Here is a 22562-nt window from a genome sequence, read left to right as displayed (position 1 = left end):
GCAGCGCACGGGTTGCCGAAGGCGGTGAGCGGCAACGCTGCCGCAGCTCACACCGTCACCACTGAGACGTTCTCCTGACCGCAGGTGCTGGTGAACCGTACGGCCTGGCCCCATTTCTCCAGCATCGGGTGCGAGCACCACCCGGGACAGCGGGGTACCGCGGCGAGCCGTCCTTGTGCGTCCTGCGCCGGCGCAAGGCACACGGCCCGACCTGATCTCATGGGGCAGGCCGGTGGCGACGGGTCCGGCTCTGTGGCGGGAGGCGCGGGAGGAGTCATCGTGTGGTCGCAGCGCGCGCAACAGTGGGGGCAAGCGCTCACTCCGTCCGCAGGGCCAATATCGGCGAGACCGATGCGGAGCGGGATGCGGGGAGCACGGACGCGGCCAGGGCAAGAGCCGGCGCGGCCAGGAGAGTGAGGATCAGCTGCCCGTACGGGATCGTCGCGCTGCCCAGGTCGGGTAGCGCGCCGAAGAGCAGCAGGCCGTAGGCAATGCCCAGGGCGAGGCCGGGGACGGCCGCGTACAGCCCGACCAGTGCCGCCTCCCAGGCCAGCACGGAGCGCAGGCCGGAGCCCGTCATGCCGATCGCGCGTAGGACGCCGTTCTCGCCGGTGCGCTCGGTGACGGAAAGGGTCAGGGTGACCGCGACGCCGACGAGCGCGACCAGGATGGTCAGTGAGACCAGCCCCAGGGCGAGCAGCCGCAGTCGGTCGATCGACTGCTGTGTCGAGCGGCGTTCTTCGCCCGGGTAGGAGAGGTGGAGCGAGGGGTCGAGCGGCAGGGCGGTGTCGAGCGGGGCGCGCAAGGACGCAGGGTCGCTGCGGTCGACGGCGGTGATGTACAGGGCGCGGGTGGGGGAGTTGGGGGCCAGGTGGGCGAAGTCCTGGGGGAGGAGGGCGACGTCACCGAGGGCCTCGGAGGTGTCCGGGTGGATCATTGAAACCCGGACGCTGAAGCTGGCGTCGGGGGTGCGCAGGGAGATCCGCTCGCCGGCGCGCGTGCCGAGAGCCGTAGCCATGGTGGCGGACAAGGCTGCTCGGCCGGGACGCAGTTGTCCGCCGTGCCGGCCGAGCAGGGCGGGCACGGCGGATGGGTCGATGCCGTGGATGTCGCCCTCCTGGTGGCGGCCCCGGGCTCCGGTCGCCTCGCCGTCGGCCTTCGCGACCGTCACCACAGCGGCGGTCTCGGGGAGATCGCGCACCGCGTCCACGACGGCCGGGGTGAGCACCGAGCGCCCGGTGGGAGGTACGGCGACGACCGCGTCGACCGGGTCCCGGTGTGCGAGCCTGCGGTCCATGCCGTGCTGCACCGAGGCCAGGGTCACGAGAACCGTGCTCACCATGGTGAGGCCCAGACTGAGAACGACCGCGCAGGCGGCGGTGCGACGCGCGGCACGGGACAGGTTGCGCAGGGCCAGGGTCCCGGCCAGGCCCGCCGCCGCCCGCACGGGTCGCCGTCCGGCAGCCGCAGTACGGCGAACGAGGGCTGGGCCGAGCGTGAGGAGGCCACCGAAGGCGGCGGTCCCGGAGGCCACCGCGCCGATCACCGCCACGTCGCCGCCTCCCGTGGCGGCTGCGGCACAGAGCGATGCACCGGTCAGGCAGAGCCAGCCGGTCACGGCACGCGTCCGGCCGATCCGGTCGGGTACGTCGCGGACCGCAGCGGTGGACAGTGCGGCGACCGGCGGGGTGCGGGCGGCGGCCCGGGCCGCCGGGGCCGCGGCGGCGACGGAGGTCAGCACGGACACCAGGACGCACCCGAGGAGCGACGGCACCGGCACCGCAGGGGAGCCCAGTCGCGCGGCAGCGGTGACCGCAGCGGCGCAGCCGACCGCCGCGAGGGCACCCAGTATCCCGGCGACCAGGCCGGAGAACGCGGCCTGGGCCAGCACGGAACGCAACACCTGCCCCGGCCGGGCGCCGACGCAACGCAGCAGGGCCAGCCGCCGCTGATCCCGGACGAGCAGGACCCGGTAGGTGGTGGAGACGATCACGGCGCCGGCGAGCAGCGCGACCACCACGAAAGCCGTGAGCAGCGCGGAGAGCGTGCCGATCCAGCTGTTCCCGCCTTCGCCGGCCCGCAGCTCGGCGCCCGTGCGTGCCGTGAGCCGTGCGCCCAGGGCGGCGCGGACCTCGGAGAGCACCTGCGTCGCCGGGCGACCGTCGCCGCGTACCAGCGCCTGCTGCCAGCCCCTGGTGTGCAGCCAGGAGCGGGCGTCGACGGGAGTGGTGAGCAGCGCGGCGCCGAGCGCGGCGGGCGCCTGAACGACGGCGGAGACGGTCACCGTCAACGGCCGGGGCGCCCCCTGCGTCTCGGCGACCACGGTGATGCGGCTGCCGACGTGCAGCCCGGGCCGGTCGCCCAGCGCGCTGGTGAGCGCCACCTCGCCGGGCCCGTGCGGCAGGGTGCCGCGCAGTACGCGCACCACGGACTGGGTGCCGCTCAGGGCCGTACCGACAAGCGGGTACGGGCTGCGTCCTGCGCCCTTGACGAGGACCGAGCCGGTGGCCACGGGCTGCACCTCGCTCACTCCGTCGAGGGCGCGCAGCCGCTTCAGCCGGGCGTCGTCGAGCAGACGGCCGGCGTCGGCACTCTCACCGTCGCCTGTACCGTCCGCGGCGACCACGACGTCCGTGCCCTCGGCCACGGGAGACAACTCGTCGGTCACCTGGCGTTTGAGTGTGGCCGTGAAGACGACCGAGCCGGCGAGGAAGAAGGCCGTCACCAGGAGCGTGCAGCCGGTGAGCAGCAGCCGCGAGGGCCGCGTCCTGATCTGGCGCACCGCCACTGCGGTGAGTCCGCTCATCTGGAACACCGCCCTCACCTCCGCAGCTCTTGCAGCGCGCCGAGGACGGACTCGGGTGTGGGCGCCCGCAGTTCGCCGCTGATCTGGCCGTCGAGGAGGAGGACGACACGGTCGGCGTAGGCTGCGGCCACCGGGTCGTGCGTGACCATGACAACCGTCTGGTCGAATTCGCGCGTCGAGTAGCGCAGGAACTCCAGCACGTCCCGGCCGGAGGCGGCGTCCAGATTGCCCGTGGGCTCGTCGGCGAAGACGACGGCGGGCCGGGCCGCCAGGGCTCGCGCGATCCCGACGCGCTGCTGCTGGCCGCCGGACAACTCCGAAGGGCGCCGGCACAGCTGATCCCTGATGCGCAGCGCGTCCACTACCGCCTCCAACCAGGCCGGGTCTGGTCGGCGGCCCGCTATCTGCAGCGGCAGCAGGATGTTCTCGGAGCCGTTCAGCTCGGACAGCAGGTGGTACTGCTGGAACACAAAGCCGATGCGGTCGCGCCGCAGGTCCGTGCGCCGTCGCTCGGACAGCGCGGTGATCTCGGTGTCCTCGATGGTGATCGTCCCGGACGTCGGCCGGTCCAGCCCGGCCAGGCAGTGCATCAGCGTCGACTTCCCCGACCCCGACGGCCCCATGACGGCGAGGAAGGCGCCCTGGTCGATGTCCAGGTCGACCCCGCGCAGCGCCTGCACCCCGGCACCGTCTGCTCCGCCGCTCGTTGGATACACCTTGGCGACACCTCTGGCTTCGACGGTCACACGCGTGAGCGAGGTGGCGATCATCGACAGCACCCCGTCCCCTCAGCCCTGGAGGTTCACGAAGCAGGACACCGTGCCGTGGGGGTCCGGCTTCTTCTGCTCGACTTTGAGCTTTCCGTCGACATAGATGCGGCACACCGTCCCGGCGGGCGCGTGAGCGACCCCCACCTGGTTGAAGCCGAACCCGACGTTCTGCGCGTGGGTCCACGGCAGGCTGCGCCCGCTCACCGTGTCGTCGTTGTCCCCGGCGAAGCTGTAGGAGATGTCAGCTGCCGCAGGGCCGGTGACTTCCATCTTCACGTCCCAGCTCTTGCCGAACAGGCCGCAGCCGGTCATGGACACTGCCGACACGGCGGCGGCGCCGGCCGCCAGCAGGGACGTGACACGGGGACGCAAGGAACGGGACTGCATGACATCTCCTGGAGATCGGATGGATTGTTCGTCGGTATGCCGATGATTCTGCGAGCCGACGGGCCGCCGGCGGTGCCACCGAAAGACCGTACGTGTGCCCCGGGCATCGGCCGAAAGTACGTATCCGTCGGTCGACAGCGACAGCGACAGCGACAGCGACAGCGACAGCGGCGGGGCCAGGGTCGGGACGGGACCATGCCTGACGGGGCCCCAGGTCCTCGGCCGCGTTCGGCTCATGTGCATACGCGGGCGTACGAACATTGCCGGCCAGATGCACGCCTTGCAGTCCGGCGCATCTCGAAGACGGTGCTTGATCAGCGAGCGGACGATCCTGCCACCGTTCCCTCGTCGTCCGGGCAGTGAACCCGCACGACGGCAAGCCCCTCGTCCAGCCGGGGGCGGGGATCCCCCAGCAATGCGGTTCTCAACCACCCCAACACGTGAGCGCCGCATGCGGCCTTCTATCCTTCTCGCTATGTCGCCCGTGCTCCCGTCCCTCCGGTGGCCGGCCCGCGAGGCCCTCGCCGCTGCCTGTGCGTGTGCGTTGCTGCTGGTGATCGACGCGGGAGTGGTCAGCCGAACCTACGTCGGCCTCGCAGTGGTCGCGAGCGGCGCACTTGCCCTGGGCACGGTCATCGCCGTCCTGCTCGCTTACAGGGCCGGCCGTCAGTGGACGGCCTGCGCGATGTCCCTGACTGCGGCGGGAGTCTCTCTGCTGACCACATCACTGGTGGAAGGATCCGTGCTGCAGCGCACCCCGGGCTGCGCCGAACTCGTCGGCTTGCTCGGCGTGTTGTGCCTGTCGTGCCGGTACGGGCGGCCACTGCCGCTCACGCTGTCGGCCCTCGCGTCGTTCGCAGCCATCGTGCGGCTGGCCGGCCGGGCACCCTCCCTGTCTGACGTGCCTGTGCTGGACCGGTTCGACGGACTGTTCCCGCTCCTGCCGGCCGCCTTCGCACTGCTCGGCGGCTATCTGCGCACCGAGGACGGCCGACGCCGCGCCGCCGCTGAGCGAGTGCGCCACTCCGAGCGGCTCGACCTGGCCCGCGATCTGCACGACCACGTCGCCCACTACGTCACCGCCATCGTCGTCCAGGCCCAGGCCGGGGAACACATCGTGGCACGGGACGCGGACACCGCACGCCAACTGTTCGCCAACATCGAAAAGACAGGGCAGGAGGGACTGGCGGCCATGAGCCGCATGGTCCGGCTGCTGCGCGAACCCGGCGCCGAGCAGCAGGCCCCGGTCACCCCTGCCATGACCACCGTTGAGAACCTCGTCCGACGCTTCTCCACGCCCGGACAGCACGCCTGGCTGAACATCGAGGACGGCCTGGACAGCACCGCCTGGTCCCCGCAGCTCGCCCGGTCCGTGGAACGCGTCGTCCAGGAAGGCCTGACCAACATCCGCAAACACGCCCGCTCGGCCACCACTGTGCACGTACTGCTGGCCGCCGATGGCGACCGGCTGGTGATCCGCGTGCGCGATGACGCGGCCCGGCAGCAGCGCGGCCGGATACGGTTCAGACCGAGCGGCTTCGGGCTGGTCGGCCTGACCGAACGGGTTGCCGAACTGGGCGGCGAACTCACGAGTGGTCCGATGCCCGAGGGCGGCTGGGAACTGGCGGCCTCGCTCCCCATGAAGTGACGTACCCGACCCGACCCCCTCGCGTGCGACATCCCGTACGCCGTGAAAATACGGAGTGAGGAGACGCCTTGAGCGTGTCAGTGGTGATTGCCGATGACCAGGAGATGGTGCGAACCGGCTTCCGCCTCATCCTGGAGAGCCAGGACGACATCCGCGTGATCGCAGAGGCCTCCGACGGCGTGGAGGCTGTCGAGGCGGTCCGCCGGCTGCGGCCGGACGTCTGCCTGATGGACATCCGCATGCCCAAGCTCGATGGCCTGGAGGCGACGAAGCTGCTGCGCGAGGACGACACGAAGATCGTCGTGGTGACCACCTTCGACCTCGACGAGTACGTATACGGCGCGCTGAGGGCCGGTGCCAGTGGCTTCGTGGTCAAGAACTCAGGACCCCGGCTGCTGATCGAGGCCGTGTACGCCGCAGTCAAGGGCGATTCCCTCATCTCCCCTTCCGTGACCGTACGGCTGCTGGAACACCTCGGCCGGCCCTCCCGCGCCCGCACCAGGGACGCGGCCGTGCGACGGCTCACCCCGCAGGAGCTCAAAGTGGTGACGCTGGTCGCCCGCGGCCGCACCAACCACGAGGTCGCCGAAGACCTGACGCTGTCCCTCAGCACGATCAAGAGCCACCTCAGCCGCATCCAGGACAAGCTCACAGCCCGCAACCGAGTGGAGATCGCGGCGTGGGCCTGGGAAAACGGCATCGTGGACTGAGCAGAGCTCTGCGCGCAAACCGCCCGTGCCACGCCAAGCTCCTGTGCCCAGCCGGTTGATCACCACCCAGCCGGTGGCCGGGCCCGCCGCCGACCGTCGCGGAACCGGTCCTCTCGGCGTCATGACCGGACGCCACCGAAGGCAGGCGGTCCGTGTGGAGCCGCTGGCGGAGGACCGGCCGTCGCTGTTCGGCATCGTCCGTTTCGTCAGCCATCGGGGCGTGGTCCAGGCAGGGGACGTGGTTGTGCGGCTGGGCCGCAGCGCAGAGAGGGGAATCCGGCGGGGGACATGATGGTCGGCTTCTCGCGCCGCCACCAGGTTCAAAGCATGCCGGGGAAAAGAGATTTCAGGATCCCTGTCACATCCTGATGCGCTGGTCCGTCAGTGCAGTGAAGCCATCGACCAGACGGATGCGAAGGGGCACAGCCATGACGAAGACCTCGATCTCCCGGATGCCGAACCCGGCCGAGTTCGTGCCCGAACTGAACGACATCAGCGCAGCTCTCTTCCGGGCTACGGGCAACCGCTCGGTGCCGCGCGCCACGATGAGCCTTGTCCACCTGCGTGCCGGGCAGATCGTCGGCAACACGTACCTGACGATCCTGAACACCGGCTTCCTGCGCAAGGCCGGGCAGTCCGAGGAACGCATCACCGCCGTCTCCTCCTGGCAGGACGCCCCGTACTTCAGCGACGCCGAACGTGCTGCCCTCGCCTTGGTGGAAGCCACCCTTCAGCCCGCGCCGCACGGCAAGGAGCGCGTTTCCGACGAACTGTATGCCGAGGTGGCGAAGCACTACGACGAAAAGGCCTTGGCCACCCTCACCATTGCGATCGGCCAGATCAGCTTCTTCATCGCCCTGGCCGTCATCGGCAAGCCGCAGCCGGTCAGCTCTCTCGCGGACGCGCAGTGGGACTGAGCTGACCCGCCCATCAGGCAGGTGGGACTGCCCCCATCGCGGCCGCGGGCGACAGGTAGGGCACCAGTACCTGCGGGACAGCCATCCGTGCGCCAAGGCGCACGGGGCCGCCTGAGCCTGGGCCGCGGGGTGGGGGCGCCGATACGGGAACCTCGGTCGGCGGCCCGACCGCCGTAGTCCCAGGAGGCGGGCGGAGACGGAACCGGATGATGCATCCGTCCACCACCGACGGCGCGTTCGTGCTATCCGTCGGGCCGTACCGGGTGCTTGCCGTCGCGGGCTCCGGCGCCTGACCCGGGGAGCTGTTCCGTTCTTCGTCGAACTTGGCATGGAGACGCTCAGCCAGGCCTTGAAGCCAAGTCAGTCTTCTGGCGGTTCATCCGTGACTCTTCTGGAGCCTTGCCGTGCCCGCCATCGCCGGCCCCCTTCCTGGTGTGGAGGGCCGGGACGACGAGACTTCCGGGACCCGACGGGGGTTCCAAGGCGTCAGAGCATGAGCAGCAGCCGGGTGTTCGGTACGAGTTTCCGGTTCACGCTGGTGCTCTGCACGAAGATCGTGAAGTCGGCGTTGTGGTCCGGCTTGACGCGAACCTCCACGTCCGGCAGGCCGAGCAGGGCTCGCGCCTCGGGACCCGTATACACCCGGTCCGTCTTCTTCTCCAGCACCGCGATCTGCTTCTTTGCCTGGATCTTCTCCGACTTACTCAACTGGTAGAACGCACCGCCGGTGCGGTAGGTGTGCCCGCATTCTATGACCCACTCCCGGATCGCCGCGTCACGAGATACCGGGATCAGCTGGTACTTTGACGCATTCACCGGGGTGAGGCCGGCCGCCTTGATCGTTTCTTTGTTGACCGCATCCGCACCCATGGAGAACACCGCCCGCGATCCCCGGATACCCTGGGTGCGGCCCACCATGAATTTCTCGGTGGCTTGCTGGATGACCTGCCCGGCCTCTTCCAGACCCTGTGTGCTCGTAGCATCCCAGATAGCGATGTTGTCCTTCGGGAAACCGCACTGCATGGCCTCGCGCTTGCCCATCTGGTCCGGCACGAGGACGGCCAGTGTCCAGTTGTCCTCCTGTGTCTCGATCATCTTGGACACGGCCTCGACCAGTTCACGCGGATCCCTGGTAGAGGCGTCCGGGCAGCGATGACTTGCGTTCTCCTGCCCGTCGGTGAGTACGAACGTCAGGAAGCTGTGGTCTCCGTACAGTTGAGCCGTCTGCGCCAGCTCCCGCTGTGACTTCAGAGCGGCCGCCAGCAGAGCCGTCATTCCACCGACCCGATATAGCTGCTTCAGCGACGGCATCCGCAGCACGTCCTTGTCGTAGATGACGCACTCCACCTTGTCTGCGAATACGTACACCGTGACGCGGGTTTCCTGGTCCAGTTCCCTCGATCGGCGGGCAAGGTACGCGATCTGCTGGTCGGCTACCTCGACGACCTTGCGGCTCAGGTGCGACATGGACGAACTGGCATCCAGCACGAGAGCAACGTGGTTGATGTAGTTCTGGTTCCCGGACATGGCAGCTCCCCCTCTTTCCGACTCGATGCTCCTACTGTCTCACCCACCACTGACAATCGATCTTGGCTCCCAGAGTGGGTGATGAGCCCCCCCTGCCCCAGGGGGAAGTTGGGACGCAGCATCAGGCCCCGCGCCCGGGACCTCTCTGTGTACTGGTGTGCCTGGCAGGCTCATCGGCCAGCCGGTCGAGGCCTATGCCCAGCAGGGGGGAGGTTGCGGCGCACCCCCCTGGCGCTTCGGCAGGGAGTTCCACCACGGGGCGGTCTCGCCGTGGCGATCCACGAACTGCTGTCGGGGGCGCCGGTCTGTGCTTCGGGGACGTCGACGACGGCCGGGATGCTCTCCTGGGGGGTGAGGGGCGCGTCGGGTCCGCCGAACCGAGTCTGATGGTGCCCGGGGTCGATGAGCCGCCCCGGATGCATCCCGCAGATCTGGCCCGCGCCCTGGGTGTGTTCGCGACCCGGGTGCTCTCGGCGAGGCTACTGCTGATGGGTTGCCGGCCTCTCGACAGTGAGTTCGGTCCCCTGAATCGCCCTCATGGGCAACCCGATACGGCAATCCCGCACGGCCCAGGCACCTACGCGGCGCATCCATGCAGTTCAGAGTGCATCGGGTTCGATTCGACGGCCCGTGTATCTCGCCCCCGCTCACACCCACGGGCTCACCGAGTGAAGGACGCTCCACGTCACCGGGGGAAGGCTTCGCGCAGCCATTGTGCATGCTGGCGGATGCGTGACGGATCCTCGGGGAAGTAGCCGTCCCAGTCCTCGTCCAGCGACATCCAGGCGGCTGGCTGTCCGCTCTCTGCGGCCAAAGGCGTTCCAGTATCCACGATCGAGGCATAGGACAGCCCAAGAGTCGCTGGCCGTTGCGGGTGGTAGGAGCGAACGGTCGCCGCAGCAGGTTCCGGCAGCAGATCCGCCTCTACGCCGTTCTCTTCGAAGAGCTCGCGGCGTGCGCCCTCCCGGGGTGTTTCACCTGGCTCAACCCGCCCGCCCGGCGGACCCCCCCGCCACCGATGCTGAACCAGCAGCACCCGGCGGCCCGGATGCCTGAACCTGCCCTCCTTGCACGGCAGCAGCGGCTCGGTCCGCCGGACCGACAGGTGCTGTGCGGAGTCGGTGGCCGTCGGGTCGGCGGTCTTGGTGATCTGGTATGCGCCCTGCAGGGACAGGTCTGCCGTCAGCAGGAACTCCTCGCCGCTCGGGGCGGTTAGCGTGACCCGCGACGGGACGTCCGACAGTGTGTTCACCGTCGCAGGCGCCCCGCCGGCCACGACGGCGACTTTGTATTCAGTTCGTCAAGTAAGTGCACAACCAGCCCCCTTCTACCGTCGGGCAGTAACTCACTCGGTGGATTTGTGTCACGAAGAAGGATGATGGGCGTTTACGTCTCTCCTAAACAGTCGACCATCTCAGTCCGGGAACAACCCGTCGCCTATGAAAGGGGATTGAAGTGCGATATGTGGTGGGCTTTCTGGGGTTCGTGGCGCTAATGGCAGTAGTGTTGCTCGGGATCGCTGGAACTGAATACGCGGCACCGTACGTCAGTGCTAGGCAGTGTGTGGCCGGGGGTGGGCAGGTGGTGCACTCTTCGGTAAGCCCGACCGGATCCCTCTGTTTCGGTGGGGAATACAATGGGCGTGCGGTCATCTACACCTAGCGAATCCGGTGCAGAAGCAGCCCTGCGTCGTGCCCGGCTCGCCAGAACCGGGCGCGACCTCATATAGAGTCATGATTGCTAACCTCTGCAATCCTTCTGCAACGAACTTCTGATACAGCGTCTAACGCAATGAGTTGATCTGTCTGGGGCGATGAGGCAGCAGGCCAGTCGAAGGAAGGCGCCGTGGATGTCGGCTCGTCGTTCCCAATTGTCCGCACAGAGCAACAGAAGAAGCGGCGGGGCCGCACGTCTTCCCCCTGACGTCTGCTGATTCCGGTCGACCACGGCGTCTTCGAGAACCGGATGTGCGCACCAACCCGCTCCGCCGCGCGGCGGAGCACCATCGGCCTGAGGTGTGATGTGCCGGTACGGCCGCGGTCGGCATCGTGGTGATCGGCCGGGAATCCCCTGCCCGCAACACCGCATCCAGTGGAGGAAATCATGCCTCGCATTCGCCTGCGCCGCCCTTTGGTCGCCGCTGCCACGGTCCTCGCCGTGGGTACGGCGACCGTGCTGACCCTGGGGGATACGGGCGCGGCCACCGCGGCCGAAACCGGTGCTCATGGCGTCCCGCACATCGTCGACGAGCCAATGCTCAAGGGATCCGCCAAGCTCAAGCGTGGTTCGGGCGACAATGCCTACTTCTCCGTCGACGCCCATGGGTTCGCCGACAAGGCGCATGGCACCTTCTACGTCAGCCACCACATTGGCCCGGAGTGGGGCGGCTACTTCAAGGGCCATATCGATTGCCTGCTGACCGGCGGCCCGGTCGCCGTCGTCACCGGCGTCGTGTCGGAGTCGCACTTCAAGGATGCACCGGGCATGCCGCACGTCGGTGACCTCAAGGGCAAGCGGTTCGGCTTCACCGTGCTGGACGACGGCAAGAAGGACCGGCTGGGCTACAGTTGGGCCATAGACGGCCTACCGAAGAAGAGCGTCGGCAAATGCGAGAGCAGCGCCCCGTTCGAGACGCTTGAGAAGGGCGACTACAGGGTTCACCACTGGATGCCGCCGCGCGAGCCGGCCAAGCGTTGAGCCGCTGATCCGGCGGATCAATCGGAACGATGGGACAGCGGAGATGGGCCCAGACGGCAGGTTTTTCGCGGGTTAAGGGCTCCCTTTGCTGATCAGAAGGGTGGTCACTTGACAACGGCTAACACAGCCAGGTTGATCGGCCCTGGTTGCCGTGTCCAGGACGGTAGTTGAGCGTTCGGTCCGGTGTGGGGATGTCACCACTGGTCTCGCTGCGTGGTCGGCTCCTCCCATGTCATGGCCCTAAAAGGGGGCAGCACACGGGCCCTTCGCCGGTCGACCGAGGCCGCCCCGGCTAGAAACACCACCTGATCACCGATGGGTACGGCACCCTGCCTAACAGTCCTGCTGGCAGGCGGCAACCGCAAAGACGTGTCCCAGCTGTTGCCCCTGCTCGAGGCGATCCCACCGGTCCGCGGCCGGGTCGGCCACCAGCACCGCAGACCCTACTCACTCTTCGCGGACCGTGGCTGCGATCACGACATCTACCGCGACCAGGTCCGCGCCCGCGGCATCGCGCCGGCCATCGCATGCCGCGGAACCCGGCACGGCACCGGACTGGGCACCTACCGCTGGGTCGCGAAGAGGAGATCTTTGGGAGCCAGCGGTGCGCTACCCCATGACCTCGCGGGCCGCGTCGAGAAACGCCGACCGGTTGCCCTCCGGGTAGTCCCGCACGCTCTCACCGGCGGGCAAGCCGCGCCACACGCTCCTGTTGAGGTCAAGGGAATGCGCGTGTGCGGCGTCGTGCACGGGCAGGGGGAATTGGATGCGCAGGAGCCGATCCGCGACCCACAACCTGTACATGACCTCCCGGGTCGTGAGGTACCAGTCATCGGTGTCTTCCCACTCGGACGGCCGGGTATAGGCGCATCGTTCCGCCTCTGCCGATACCTCGATGAACCGCTCCAACAGCGCCAGCCGTTCCGCCCGTCGCGTCTCCGACAACGCGATCCGCTGCCGTTGCTGTTCGGCACGTTCCGCCGACAGCTGAGTCCTGTACTGGACGAGGTAGGACAACATGCCGCCGAGGACGACGCCGCCCAAGGATATGAGTGACACCCAGATCTGACCTGCCATGACGGTCATCGTCCCATGCTGTCGATCTATGGGGATTCAGGGAGCAGCCATGCGCCTGCCGTCCCCGCAGAAACTGTCGCCGACGTCATCTCTTCCATCAGCTCCTTCGTAACAGCCCACGCTCTTCGATGATTTGAGGCGGGGCAGGCGTGGAGTATGTCCAGGTGAGAGCCGTGGCGAGAAGGCACCTGATGGCGGAGGAATGTCACAGTGAAACCGGGAATCTGCGCAGGGTTCACACGGTTGCTCCTGTTGACGCGCCCGTCCCACCGACTCTTCCAGCGGGTGGTCCTGCGGAGCCATGCAGGCGGGTCGGCCTGCCCGGCAGCGGAGCCGAGGTTGCCTGCCTCAGAACCAGCGAAGTCTGAGCGCTGATCGAGATCCAGTGCTTTGCGCAGAGCCTTTGCCCCGTAGTCCTGCAGGATCCTGGACTCTGGCCGTAGCGCCTTTGTCGTAGTGCTTACATTGGTAACGGTCCCAGGGGCGCCATCGGTTTCTTCGACGTCAAGGAGGCTGCAATGTCCGCACCGCGATCGTTGGATCCTACGGCCGGGTCTGGCTGAACAATCCGGGTTCCGGGCTCGGTGAGGATGCCGCGAACGACGAGGCGCATGAGTTTGAAAGCGAGTCCTTCGATGTTCTCCGGCAGCAGGCCGAGATCGAGGGCTTCGCAAAGGTCACGGGCATCGACGTATCGTTCTGATCCCGGCGCTGCCGACTCGCCCAATGCCACGAGTACGTCTCGGCGGACAGGGCGGATGTCACCGAGCCGGTCTACCACCATGCGGTGCGCGCGGCGTTTATCGGTTCCGCCACACATGTGCTACAACGCGGCAGTGTGTGAGGCTGAGTTGTGGCGCCCCGGCTCTTGAGCGTTCCGGCCGGGATTGTCTGCCCACGTGCGCGATGGGGAACGGGAGAGGACCGCGAGGATGCCTGACATTCGCCTCCGTGACCACCAGGTCGAGGCCGTCGACGCGATCGTGCGTGGCCTGGACGTTCCGCCGGGTGGTATTCCCGCGGATGGGCTGCGTGGCCAGGTCCATGCCGCTTGCGGCACTGGGAAGACCGTCATGGCGGCGGCAGCGGTACGGCGGATCGCGCCCAGGGGCAGGACGCTGGTTCTGGTCCCGACGCTGGACCTGCTGACCCAGACGGTGCAGGCTTGGCATGCGGCCGGGCACAAGGGGCCGGCGGTCGCGGTGTGTTCGCTCCAGGACGACCCGGAGCTGTGGAACCTCAAGGTTCGTTGCACCACCAACCCCATCCAGCTGGCGCTGTGGCACGGGCAGGGGCCGGTCACCATCTATGCCACCTATGCTTCGCTGCCGGTGCTGGCAGAAGCATTCGAAGGCGCCTACGGCCAGCAGTTGGCGCCGGTCGACATCGCCGTGGTGGATGAGGCGCACCGCACGTCGGGCTCGATGGGAAAGGCGTGGGCGGACGTCCACGACCAGCGGATCATCCCGGCCGCCCGCCGGCTGTACCTGACCGCCACCCCGCGGATCTGGCAGGAGCGGCCCCCGCACTGGGAGGTCGCCGAAGGCGTCCGCGACGCCTTGCCCGAGGAGATGGCCGCTTCCATGGACGACGAGGAGATCTTCGGGCCGGTCCTGTACAGACTCTCGCTGGCATCGGCGGTCTCCCGTGGCCTGCTCGCCCGCTACCAGATCATCGTGATGGAACTGACCGACCCCGTCGTCACCCCGCAAAGGCTGATGGGCGAAGAGCGGCGCGGCGAGGAGGTGCGCGGGCAGCGCCTCGGCGCCCTGCAGGCCGCGTTGCTGCGGACCATGGCCGACCACAACCTGAGTACCTGCATCACGTTCCACCACCGCACGATGGAAGCAGCGGCCTACGCGGAGGGCCTCGAGCGTGTCGCCGCCAAGCTGCACGCGGATCAGCCGGGGAAGTACCCCAAGGCCATCTGGGCCCACTGGCTGTGCGGCGAACACGCCCCCGAGCGGCGGCGGGAGGTCCTGGGCGGCTTCGGCACCACCGCACGGCGCGCCGTCCTGTCCAACTGCCGCGTCCTGGGGGAGGGCGTCGACATCCGCGCCGTGGACTCCGTCGCGCTCCTGGACCCGAAGGGGGCGCCGCACGACATCGTCCAGGCCATCGGACGCGCCCTGCGCCAGAAGCCGGGACAGGGGAAACTGGCCTCTTTGATCGTGCCGGTCTTCTTGCAGCCACAGGAGAAGCCAGAGGACATGGCCACCTCCGCCTCCTACCGGCCCCTGGTGAAGGTCCTGGCCGGCCTGCGCGCCCACGACGAAGAGGCAGTAGAACTCCTTGCCATCCCGCAGGAGCCGCAGAAAGACGTCGCACAGCCCTCCATGCACATCGGCCCGGAGCCCGGAGAAGGCGAGGAGGAATCCCGTCTGCTGCTCAGGTTCGCGGCCCCCCGCGACCCCGTGATGGTCGCCGAGTGGGTGTCCTTCAACGTGATCGACACCGAGCGGCAGGACTGGGCCCGCGGTTGGACAGCGCTGCGCCGCTTCGCCGACCGCGAGGGCCACGCACGGGTGCCCTACGACCACAAGGAGGACGTCTATCCGCTGGGCCAGTGGGTCGCTGAGCAGCGGCGCGCGTACGGAGCCGGCCAGATTACCGGCCGGAGGGCCCAGCGACTGGAGAAACTCGGCATGATCTGGAGCCTCGCGGACGAACGGTTCCAGGAGAACCTGGCGGCCGCCCGCGTCCACTACGACCAACACTGGACCCTGTGCGCACCCCGCACTGCCACCGCCCTCGACCGACCGATCGGGCAGTGGCTGTCCAACCTCCGCCGACCCGGCGCACTGGACGGGCATCCTGACTGGGAGCAGGCGCTGCGCGCGGTCGATCCGGACTGGAATCCGGCGTGGCCGGCCGACTGGCAGCGGCACTACGCGGCCGTACGTGAACTGCTGCGCGACGAAATCCAGGCAGAGGTCCTGCCCGGGGTCACGGTCCACGGCATGGACGTCGGCAGGTGGCTGACGAAGCAGCGCCAGCACACGACCTGGGAAGGCCTGATGGACGGACAGCGTGAGCGCTTGGAACAGCTCGGCGTCGCGCCCCTGCCCCCGAAGCGGCAAGCACCGGCGAAGGCCCCCAAGAGCGCCTCTGGATCCTTCGAGCGGGGCGTTGCGGCCCTGAGACAGTACAAGGCACGCACGGGCTCCGTGACAGTGCCCAGGGCCCATGTCGAGCGACTGGAGGACGGCACCGAGGTGAAGCTGGGGGTGTTCCTGTCGAACACCAAGAGCAGGCGCGCCAAGCTCACCGCCGACAGACTCCAGCAGCTGGCGGCCCTCGGACTCGACTGGGCGGCGTAGCGTCCCGTTCGCAGCTGACTGGCGGATCACTCCCGCTCGCGCGGGGACCGGGTGCAGAGGACCGAGGCGTGCGCCTTGCCGTACGGAACGCCTCCGCTCGCGCGGAAACCCGGTCCATCGAAAGCAGAACGCCTCCTTCAGGCATGCTGGCACCAAGGCACGGCCAGGCTCGTCCGGCACTTCCCGGCGTTGTGGCAGCTGCAGGTCGTTCAAGAGAGGCGGTACCAGGTGAGTTCCAGCCGCATGGTTTTGGGCGAGGAGGCCGACGAGGTCCGTCGTTTCTGGGGCGGGCTCGGTCTTCCCGGGCTGATCGACGTCCACACCCATTTCATGCCCGAGCGCGTCCTGCACAAGGTCTGGGACTACTTCGACACCAACGGGCCGCTGCTCGGCGGACTGAAATGGCCGATCACCTACCGGAGACAGGAGGCGGAACGGACGGCTCTGTTGCGGGAGTTCGGGGTTCGGGCCTTCACCGCGATGCTCTACCCCCATAAGCCCGGCATGGCCCGGTGGTTGAACGGATGGGCGGCCGACTTCGCCCGCCGCACCTCCGACTGCCTGCACACCGCAACCCTCTACCCCGAGCCGGACGTCGAGACATACGTCCGCGAGGCTGTCGAAGCAGGGGCACGCGTCTTCAAGGCCCATGTACAGGTGGGAGCGTACGACCCGGCCGACGAACGTCTCCAGCAGACATGGGGGCTGCTGGCCGAGGCTGGGATTCCCGTGGTGATGCACTGCGGCTCCGGGCCCGCGCCCGGCAAACACACCGGCCCCGAACCCATCGCGCGAGTGCTGGCATGCCACCCGAAACTGCGGCTGATCGTCGCGCACATGGGCATGCCCGAGTACGAGGAGTTCCTTGAGCTCGCGGAGCGGTACGACCAGGTACGGCTGGACACGACGATGACGTTCACCGATTTCACCGAGGGATTCATGCCGTTCCCTCACCGGGCCGTGCCACGTCTCGCCGCACTTGGCGACCGCATCCTGCTCGGCTCCGACTTCCCCAACATCCCCTACCCCTACCTGCACCAGCTCCACGCCCTGGAACGGCTGGGACTCGGACGGGACTGGCTGCGGGCCGTATGTCACGACAACGCGGCGAGCCTGTTCGGCCTGTGACACCGAAAGCCGACCAGCACCCGTTGACGGCTGGAACGGCACCCAGCCACTGCGACAACGCCCAAGAGTTGGTGATCAAGAAATGCGCCTGTCTGGGGGAGGTGCACGCCTTCGAGGAGGGCTCGTGCTCTGACCGGGAAGGTTCGCCGAGTTCGTCGATCGCTCCGGAGCATCACGTTGCGCGCTGTATGGTGCTGAACCCTCGGGGCATCGCGGGGCTTGGGGCGAAGGGGCGGGGGACGGGTGCGGCAGGTTGTCGGTGAGGCCGGGCCGGCAAGGTGGGAGTACGCCCCGCTCGTGAGCGTGGGGCCGCTGCGCTTCGGGATGAGCCACCAGCAGGCGATCGAGGCAATGGAAGCCGAAGGCTTCCTCTGCGACGCGCTTCGGATCGAGACACAATACGGCCGCCTCAACCGACGGGCCGAGTTCCGAGTGCCGGATGCACCAGAAGGGGCGGCCCCTGTCACCACCTATTTTCTGGACCACAAGAGCTTGGCCGTTGTTGCGGTCGATGCGTTGCGCGGACCGCAAGTTTGGCTTGACGCCATCCGCCTGGTGGGCCAAGAGCCGTCCAAGCTCACCGAGCGAGTCTGGGACTACGTGACCGAGCGCGGCATGCCCTGCATGCTGTCCGTCGAGGGCGAGGTGTCATCGGAGGAGCTTGGCTTGATGGTTCGCGCGCAGTGGGCGGGAGACGCTCGGCTGTCCCGTCCAATCTTCGTGAAGTGCGACGGCTGGGCCTGCATGGTGCACGACTGCGTCCCAACCACCGAGTGGAACGTGCGTTGATGCGTAGGAAGGTGTCCAGGGACCGGCTGTAGCTGCCCCGGAACCCTTTGGGTCCCAAGGGACGCCACCGGTGTTGCTGGCCTGCGATCGGGCCGTCACGCGGCTTTCGCCGGCCGTCCGCCCCAACGGATGCCTTTCTCGCAGCGGATCCGAGTGCGCTCCTTCCATTGGGCGGCGAGGACGTCGGGGTGGCGGGCGTTCGTGTCGCACCAGCGCAGGTAGGCCTGCAGGGCCCGGGTCTGGGCGGTGTGGTTGTGGTGGTTGGAATTGGCGACGGTGAACTGCCGCAGTGGTCCGAAATGGGCCTCGATCGGGTTGGCCCAGGACGCGTAGGTCGAGGTGAAGCACAGCTCGACCCGGTTCTTCCTCGCCCAGCGTCGGATCGTCTCGCCCCTGTGGGCCGAGAGGTTGTCCAGGATGACGTAGATGGGGGCGCCGTCCGGGCGGGCCGCGTGGATCGACCTCAGCGCTGCGAGGGCGTTCGCGGCGGCTGCCCGCAGAGCTGGGTAACCTACCGCGCACGGCCGGGCAGCAAACACCACGTCATCACCGACGGCCAGGGCATCCCGCTCGCGGTGTCGCTGACCGGTGGCAACCGCGACGACATCACCCAGCTCATGCCCCTGCCCCTGCTCGACAAGATCCCGCCGGTGGCCGGCCGCGTCGGCCGCCCCAGACTCAGGCCTGATGCCCTGCCGGCCGTCGCGGCTACGACCACGACAAGTACCGGCGCCTGCTATGGCAACGGGGCATCCGTCCGGTGATCGCCGAGCGAGGCCAGCCGCACGGCTCCGGCCTGGGCATCTTCCGCTGAGTCGTCGAACGCACCATCTCCAGGCTCCACAGCTTGCGACGCCTGTGCATCCGCTGGGAACGGCGCGACGACATCCACGAGGCCTTCCTCGGCCTCACCGTCTGCCTGATCACCCACCGCCACGTGAAGCGCCTTTGCCAGGGGTTCTTAGACCGTGTCCGATATGTGGCGTAAGTGAGCGCTCCTTCGGCACCCGGCCGGCGCGAAGTGGAACCGGAGCGTTCCGGAGCCCCGTCATCCCCGGGGGAGAGCCTTTGACCAGCGTTTACGGAAGCGGTGAATCGACTGTTGTCGGACGAGATGGTGTTCCGGAGCGAGGATGTGCCCGCGGCGGATCGGTTCGATTACTGGACCGAGCTGTTGGGCCGTACCCATGCGCCGATGGAGCTGCGCAGCGACCACGTCGACGACTTCCGGGCCTCCCAGCGCGTGCTGGGCCTCGGCGCTGTCACCGTGTGGTCTGCCACGTTCCAGCCGCTGGTGTTCCGGCGCACGCCGAAGCTGATCCGGCAGTCCGACCCCGAGACGTACCACCTGTCGCTCGTCGTACGCGGGAGCGGGGCGGGCGTGTGGCGGCACCGGGAGACCGAGTACAAGCCGTACGACGTGTTCATCAACTCGTCCTCGCTGCCGAACGACGTCTACAGCACCGGGGATCCGGTCCAGACCGTGGCGCTGGAGGTTCCCAAAGCCCTGCTGCCGCTACCTCGCGACATGGCCGGCCGGATCGTCGGCGCGCGGGTGTCGGCCCGGGACGGCATGGGCGCCCTGCTGGCACAGTTCCTCACCCGGCTGATCGCGGACCCGGCCGCGTACCAGCCCTCCGACCGGCCGCGGCTGGCCACCGTCGTGACCCCTCTGGTCGCCGCGCTCTTCGCCCATCTGCTCGAAGCCGACGACTGCTTGCCCCCGGAGACCCGCCGACGGGCCCTCACCTTGCGCCTCCAGGCGTTCATCCGAGAGCACCTGCACGACCCGCACCTCACCCCCAGCAGTATCGCCGCCGCACACCACATCTCCACCAGCTACCTGCACCGCCTCTTCCAGGACGAAGACGCCACAGTCGCCGCATGGATCCGCCGCCTGCGCCTGGAGGCGGCCCGCTGCGACCTCGCCGACCCGGCCCACCAGGACATCCCCATCCACGCCATCGCCGCCCGCTGGGGATTCCCCCGCGCCGCCGACTTCAGCCGCGCGTACCGTGCTGCCTACGGCACCACGCCCAAGGACCACCGGCACCAAGCTCTCCACGGTCGCGCCTGAGTTCATTGCCATCGCAGTCGTGTACTCAGCGCTCACGACTCACCGCCCGCGTTCCGGCTTGGTGGAGGGCAGTCGACCGGAGGCGGTCGGCCATATCGCCCGGACAGCGTCGGGCGATCGACATTCCAGATGAGTGAAGCGCACACAGTGCCGTCCGGTGGTTTCCCACCATTTTCAGAACTTCTCGCCAAATAACCAGGGGAAATTCAGGACTTCCGCCGCTGTCATCTACGCGCCAACGGGCGGCAGCCGAAATGGAATGAGTTCGTCGAGGGGGCGCCCGCGCCAGGCAATGAGCAGTTGGAAGTCCACTCATTGCTAAGGGGAGTGTGGACCGATTGCTAATGACCCCTCGGCGCGATTCTGGAATCCTTCACTCATGCGAGTTTCGACCGAAAGGTTTCGTCGAGCGCGGCGTCCGCTTTGCGCGACGTGATCACGGCGGGACCGCTTCGGCCTTGACGCACAGCAACGCGCACTAGGGCCGGTGCTTCGCGGATGACAGCACCAGCCACCAAAGGAGAACGGGGATACAAGATGAAACGCACGACGCACAGCACCGTCGCCAGGGCGGCTGTCGCGCTGGGTGCCGCCGCCGGCCTCGCCCTCACCGCGGGAGTGGGCTCCGCCCAGGCGGTCACCTACATGGGGAGGCTCGCTACGCCGACCGCCGTAAACGGCCCTCAGGCTGCGCCCGTTGCCGCGGACGGCACTGTCGTCGCCGCGGACGGTTCCGAGGTCGGTCAGGTCGCCACCCATAAGCGCAGTGACGGGACGAAGCCGCCCGCAGAGCTGGGTAACCCCTCTGAATGGGGCGTGGTGAAGATCGAGATGGACACTTCGGCGGGCTCCGTCAGGCCGGACTCGGAGGCCTGCGTCCCTGCCAGTGGCGGAAAGTGGTGTTACGGCTGGTACACCACTACGAGCGGCAAGTACTGCTACTCGAACTACCTGCATGGGACGAAGTGGCACTCGTCCTCGGTGAAGATCGCCCACTCCTCGCTCTCCAGTGGTGCGGTGAAACCCGGCAGCGCCTCCAATGCCCACATCACGGCGGGCTTGGTCTTCACCTGCTACAGCTACTACGACATCCTTTAGGTTCTGATCCCCGCATCAAGCGGTGACTCCTCGGCAGGTGGGGTTGGCTGGTGCGCCACTCAGGGTCTGTTCGGCCGCCTGCGCAGCCTCGGAGTGGCGCCACCTCCAACTCTGACCGTCAGGCTCTGTCACGTTCACTCCCGATAGTCATAAACACGCCGTCACCACATCCGGCATGGTGCACATTTGGGAAATTGATTCGGGACATGAACTGGCTGCCATCAAACATCCCCACCTGGGTTGGCCGGAGTTCAGCCAGGATGGGCAATTCCTGGCGGCAGGCGACGGAAGTAATATCCTTTGCTATGGCGGCTGGACAGTCCAGAAGACCCTGTATTTCGGATGTCGCTGGTCAACCAGAGCCACGCGAACATTCGGCTCGATCTCAAGGAACGAATACTCCGGTACGGCGACGGTACCAAGCCGGTGGTGGAATCCGTCTCGCTGGGCCATGCCCTCGACCAGTCACACTCAGCGCTGCCTTCAGCCCGGATGGTCGCCCTTCGTGACGATGGCCATCTCCTTGTGACGAACGACGGTGAATTGGCTGACCTGTCCTCTCGCAAGGTACGGCATACCCCGCTCGCTCAGTATCAGGCCGCTGATGTAGCTTTCAGCCCCGACGGCAGCTACCTCGCGGCAACGGGCGACGGCTCCGGATGGGTGGGCCTTTGGGGCGGCCATGCCCGGCGACGGTTGGGTGAACTCCCCGTAGACTCCGCTGACACGCTATTGACAGACGACGACAGGACAGGCGGGCACTTAGAGGTCATCTCATTTGGGGTGTTCGATAGGCTCCAGATGTGGGGATCGTTGAGCGGCTTGTGCCGGATGAGCTGTGGGAGTTGTTCCAGCGAGTGGTTCCGGAGGCGCCGAGTCGGCCTCAGGGTGGTGGCCGGCGCCGGCACGGCGACCGGGAGGTGTTGGCTGCGATCGTGTTCGTGGCCACGTCGGGCTGCACGTGGCAGCAACTGCCGTCCGCCTCGTTCGGGCTTTCAGGGCCCACGGCTCACCGGCGCTTCGCCGAGTGGTCGAAGGCCCGGGTGTGGGCGAAGCTCCATCGCCTGGTCCTCGACGAACTCGGCTCTCGCGGTGAACTGGACTGGTCTCGCTGCGCGATCGACTCGGTGAACATGCGAGCCCTGAAAAAGGGGACCTGACAGGTCCGAATCCGGTGGATCGTGGCAAGTACGGTTCAAAGATCCACTTGATCACCGAGCGTACCGGGCTGCCCCTGTCCGTCGGGATATCCGGTGCCAACCTGCACGACAGCCAGGCCCTCGAACCGCTCGTGCGAGGCATCCCACCCATTCGCTCCCGGCGCGGACCGCGCCGACGACGGCCCGCCAAACTCCACGGCGACAAAGGCTACGACTACAACCACCTGCGCCGATGGTTACGCAGCCGCGGCATCCGACATCGCATCGCCCGCAAAGGCATCGAGCCCTCCACACGGCTGGGCCGCCACCGCTGGACGATCGAACGCACCATGGCCTGGCTCGCCGGATGCCGCCGCCTCCACCGCCGCTACGAACGCAAAGCCGAACACTTCCTGGCCTTCACCAGCATCGCCTGCACCCTCATCTGCTACCGCAGACTCACCAAATGAGA

Annotated in this window: 16 protein-coding genes and 3 pseudogenes; 12 read left to right on the top strand and 7 right to left on the bottom strand. The window is 67.8% G+C overall.

The window, feature by feature from the left end; all coding sequences use genetic code 11:
* Positions 1 to 316 precede the first annotated feature (316 nt).
* The 3 genes from AVL59_RS25025 to AVL59_RS52530 are packed head-to-tail and all read right to left on the bottom strand — an operon-like array spanning position 317 to position 3963.
* Entirely contained in the window at positions 317 to 2806 is a 2490-nt protein-coding gene (locus tag AVL59_RS25025; RefSeq protein WP_159400070.1) for an FtsX-like permease family protein, read from the bottom strand.
* A 14-nt stretch (positions 2807 to 2820) separates the two neighbouring features.
* Entirely contained in the window at positions 2821 to 3576 is a 756-nt protein-coding gene (locus AVL59_RS25020) for an ABC transporter ATP-binding protein (protein ID WP_067317731.1), read from the bottom strand.
* An 18-nt stretch (positions 3577 to 3594) separates the two neighbouring features.
* Positions 3595 to 3963 carry an MmpS family transport accessory protein gene (locus AVL59_RS52530; protein WP_067308343.1) on the bottom strand — a complete coding sequence of 123 codons (369 nt, stop codon included), beginning with the start codon at positions 3961 to 3963 and terminating at the stop codon, positions 3595 to 3597.
* A gap of 475 nt (positions 3964 to 4438) precedes the next feature.
* Between AVL59_RS52530 and AVL59_RS25010 the strand changes: the two genes are divergently transcribed.
* From AVL59_RS25010 to AVL59_RS25000, 3 genes are all read left to right on the top strand, one after another.
* A complete protein-coding gene (locus tag AVL59_RS25010) occupies positions 4439 to 5611 on the top strand; it encodes a sensor histidine kinase (protein ID WP_067308341.1) in 1173 nt (390 codons plus the stop codon).
* 68 nt (positions 5612 to 5679) lie between these two features.
* A complete protein-coding gene (locus AVL59_RS25005; RefSeq protein ID WP_067308338.1) occupies positions 5680 to 6321 on the top strand; it encodes a response regulator in 642 nt (213 codons plus the stop codon).
* A 428-nt stretch (positions 6322 to 6749) separates the two neighbouring features.
* The gene (locus tag AVL59_RS25000) at positions 6750 to 7238 is read left to right on the top strand and encodes a carboxymuconolactone decarboxylase family protein (protein WP_067308335.1); all 489 of its coding nucleotides are present in this window, start codon (positions 6750 to 6752) and stop codon (positions 7236 to 7238) included.
* Positions 7239 to 7724: 486 nt separating this feature from the next.
* Here AVL59_RS25000 and AVL59_RS24995 read toward each other — a convergent pair whose 3' ends face one another.
* The gene (locus AVL59_RS24995) at positions 7725 to 8765 is read right to left on the bottom strand and encodes a vWA domain-containing protein (RefSeq protein ID WP_067308331.1); all 1041 of its coding nucleotides are present in this window, start codon (positions 8763 to 8765) and stop codon (positions 7725 to 7727) included.
* 685 nt (positions 8766 to 9450) lie between these two features.
* Positions 9451 to 10017, bottom strand: a complete 567-nt coding sequence (locus tag AVL59_RS24990) for an NUDIX hydrolase (protein WP_237281657.1) — start codon at positions 10015 to 10017, stop codon at positions 9451 to 9453.
* Positions 10018 to 10868: 851 nt separating this feature from the next.
* Here AVL59_RS24990 and AVL59_RS24985 point away from each other — a divergent pair.
* On the top strand, positions 10869 to 11462 hold the full coding sequence (locus AVL59_RS24985; protein WP_067308328.1) for a hypothetical protein: 594 nt from the start codon (positions 10869 to 10871) through the stop codon (positions 11460 to 11462).
* A 207-nt stretch (positions 11463 to 11669) separates the two neighbouring features.
* Positions 11670 to 12047: pseudogene (locus AVL59_RS53295) on the top strand (transposase); the annotation flags it as partial.
* Between the two features lie 24 nt (positions 12048 to 12071).
* Here AVL59_RS53295 and AVL59_RS24980 read toward each other — a convergent pair.
* The gene (locus AVL59_RS24980; protein WP_079146967.1) at positions 12072 to 12548 is read right to left on the bottom strand and encodes a hypothetical protein; all 477 of its coding nucleotides are present in this window, start codon (positions 12546 to 12548) and stop codon (positions 12072 to 12074) included.
* A gap of 923 nt (positions 12549 to 13471) precedes the next feature.
* On the opposite strand from AVL59_RS24980, the gene AVL59_RS24975 reads away from it, so the two are divergent.
* The 3 genes from AVL59_RS24975 to AVL59_RS49320 all read left to right on the top strand — a co-directional run bounded on the left by AVL59_RS24975 (position 13472) and on the right by AVL59_RS49320 (position 17776).
* The gene (locus tag AVL59_RS24975; RefSeq protein ID WP_067308325.1) at positions 13472 to 15859 is read left to right on the top strand and encodes a DEAD/DEAH box helicase; all 2388 of its coding nucleotides are present in this window, start codon (positions 13472 to 13474) and stop codon (positions 15857 to 15859) included.
* 243 nt (positions 15860 to 16102) lie between these two features.
* Complete coding sequence (locus AVL59_RS24970; protein WP_079146966.1) at positions 16103 to 16987, top strand: amidohydrolase family protein; 885 nt, start codon at positions 16103 to 16105, stop codon at positions 16985 to 16987.
* 297 nt (positions 16988 to 17284) lie between these two features.
* The gene (locus tag AVL59_RS49320; RefSeq protein WP_159400069.1) at positions 17285 to 17776 is read left to right on the top strand and encodes a hypothetical protein; all 492 of its coding nucleotides are present in this window, start codon (positions 17285 to 17287) and stop codon (positions 17774 to 17776) included.
* 95 nt (positions 17777 to 17871) lie between these two features.
* Here the strand turns inward: AVL59_RS49320 and AVL59_RS24960 are convergent.
* Positions 17872 to 18252: pseudogene (locus AVL59_RS24960) on the bottom strand (transposase); the annotation flags it as partial.
* 39 nt (positions 18253 to 18291) lie between these two features.
* On the opposite strand from AVL59_RS24960, the pseudogene AVL59_RS54930 reads away from it, so the two are divergent.
* The 4 genes and pseudogenes from AVL59_RS54930 to AVL59_RS49310 form a co-directional block, all read left to right on the top strand.
* Positions 18292 to 18764 (top strand): annotated as a pseudogene (locus AVL59_RS54930) (transposase); the annotation flags it as partial.
* A gap of 114 nt (positions 18765 to 18878) precedes the next feature.
* Positions 18879 to 19853: an AraC-like ligand-binding domain-containing protein gene (locus AVL59_RS24945; RefSeq protein ID WP_099053126.1), complete on the top strand. Its 975-nt coding sequence runs from the start codon at positions 18879 to 18881 to the stop codon at positions 19851 to 19853.
* A gap of 537 nt (positions 19854 to 20390) precedes the next feature.
* A complete protein-coding gene (locus AVL59_RS24940; RefSeq protein WP_067308322.1) occupies positions 20391 to 20951 on the top strand; it encodes a lactococcin 972 family bacteriocin in 561 nt (186 codons plus the stop codon).
* A gap of 809 nt (positions 20952 to 21760) precedes the next feature.
* A protein-coding gene (locus tag AVL59_RS49310; RefSeq protein WP_237281881.1) for an IS5 family transposase occupies positions 21761 to 22560 on the top strand; the annotation gives its coding sequence in 2 pieces (ribosomal slippage) (positions 21761 to 22096 and positions 22099 to 22560; 798 coding nt in all).
* The last annotated feature ends 2 nt before the right edge of the window (positions 22561 to 22562 follow it).

It is taken from the genome of Streptomyces griseochromogenes (genome assembly GCF_001542625.1).
Lineage (GTDB): Bacteria > Actinomycetota > Actinomycetes > Streptomycetales > Streptomycetaceae > Streptomyces > Streptomyces griseochromogenes.
Note: the sequence above shows the minus strand (reverse complement) of the source record. Positions and strands in the feature narration are given on the sequence as shown.

Coding starts and splice junctions, on each gene's coding strand:
- AVL59_RS24940 (WP_067308322.1), top strand. CDS start 20,391: ATGAAACGCACGACGCACAGCACCGTCGCCAGGGCGGCTGTCGCGCTG.
- AVL59_RS24970 (WP_079146966.1), top strand. CDS start 16,103: ATGGTTTTGGGCGAGGAGGCCGACGAGGTCCGTCGTTTCTGGGGCGGG.
- AVL59_RS52530 (WP_067308343.1), bottom strand. CDS start 3,963: ATGCAGTCCCGTTCCTTGCGTCCCCGTGTCACGTCCCTGCTGGCGGCC.
- AVL59_RS24995 (WP_067308331.1), bottom strand. CDS start 8,765: ATGTCCGGGAACCAGAACTACATCAACCACGTTGCTCTCGTGCTGGAT.
- AVL59_RS25020 (WP_067317731.1), bottom strand. CDS start 3,576: ATGATCGCCACCTCGCTCACGCGTGTGACCGTCGAAGCCAGAGGTGTC.
- AVL59_RS24975 (WP_067308325.1), top strand. CDS start 13,472: ATGCCTGACATTCGCCTCCGTGACCACCAGGTCGAGGCCGTCGACGCG.
- AVL59_RS25010 (WP_067308341.1), top strand. CDS start 4,439: ATGTCGCCCGTGCTCCCGTCCCTCCGGTGGCCGGCCCGCGAGGCCCTC.
- AVL59_RS24985 (WP_067308328.1), top strand. CDS start 10,869: ATGCCTCGCATTCGCCTGCGCCGCCCTTTGGTCGCCGCTGCCACGGTC.
- AVL59_RS25025 (WP_159400070.1), bottom strand. CDS start 2,806: ATGAGCGGACTCACCGCAGTGGCGGTGCGCCAGATCAGGACGCGGCCC.
- AVL59_RS24980 (WP_079146967.1), bottom strand. CDS start 12,548: ATGACCGTCATGGCAGGTCAGATCTGGGTGTCACTCATATCCTTGGGC.
- AVL59_RS25000 (WP_067308335.1), top strand. CDS start 6,750: ATGACGAAGACCTCGATCTCCCGGATGCCGAACCCGGCCGAGTTCGTG.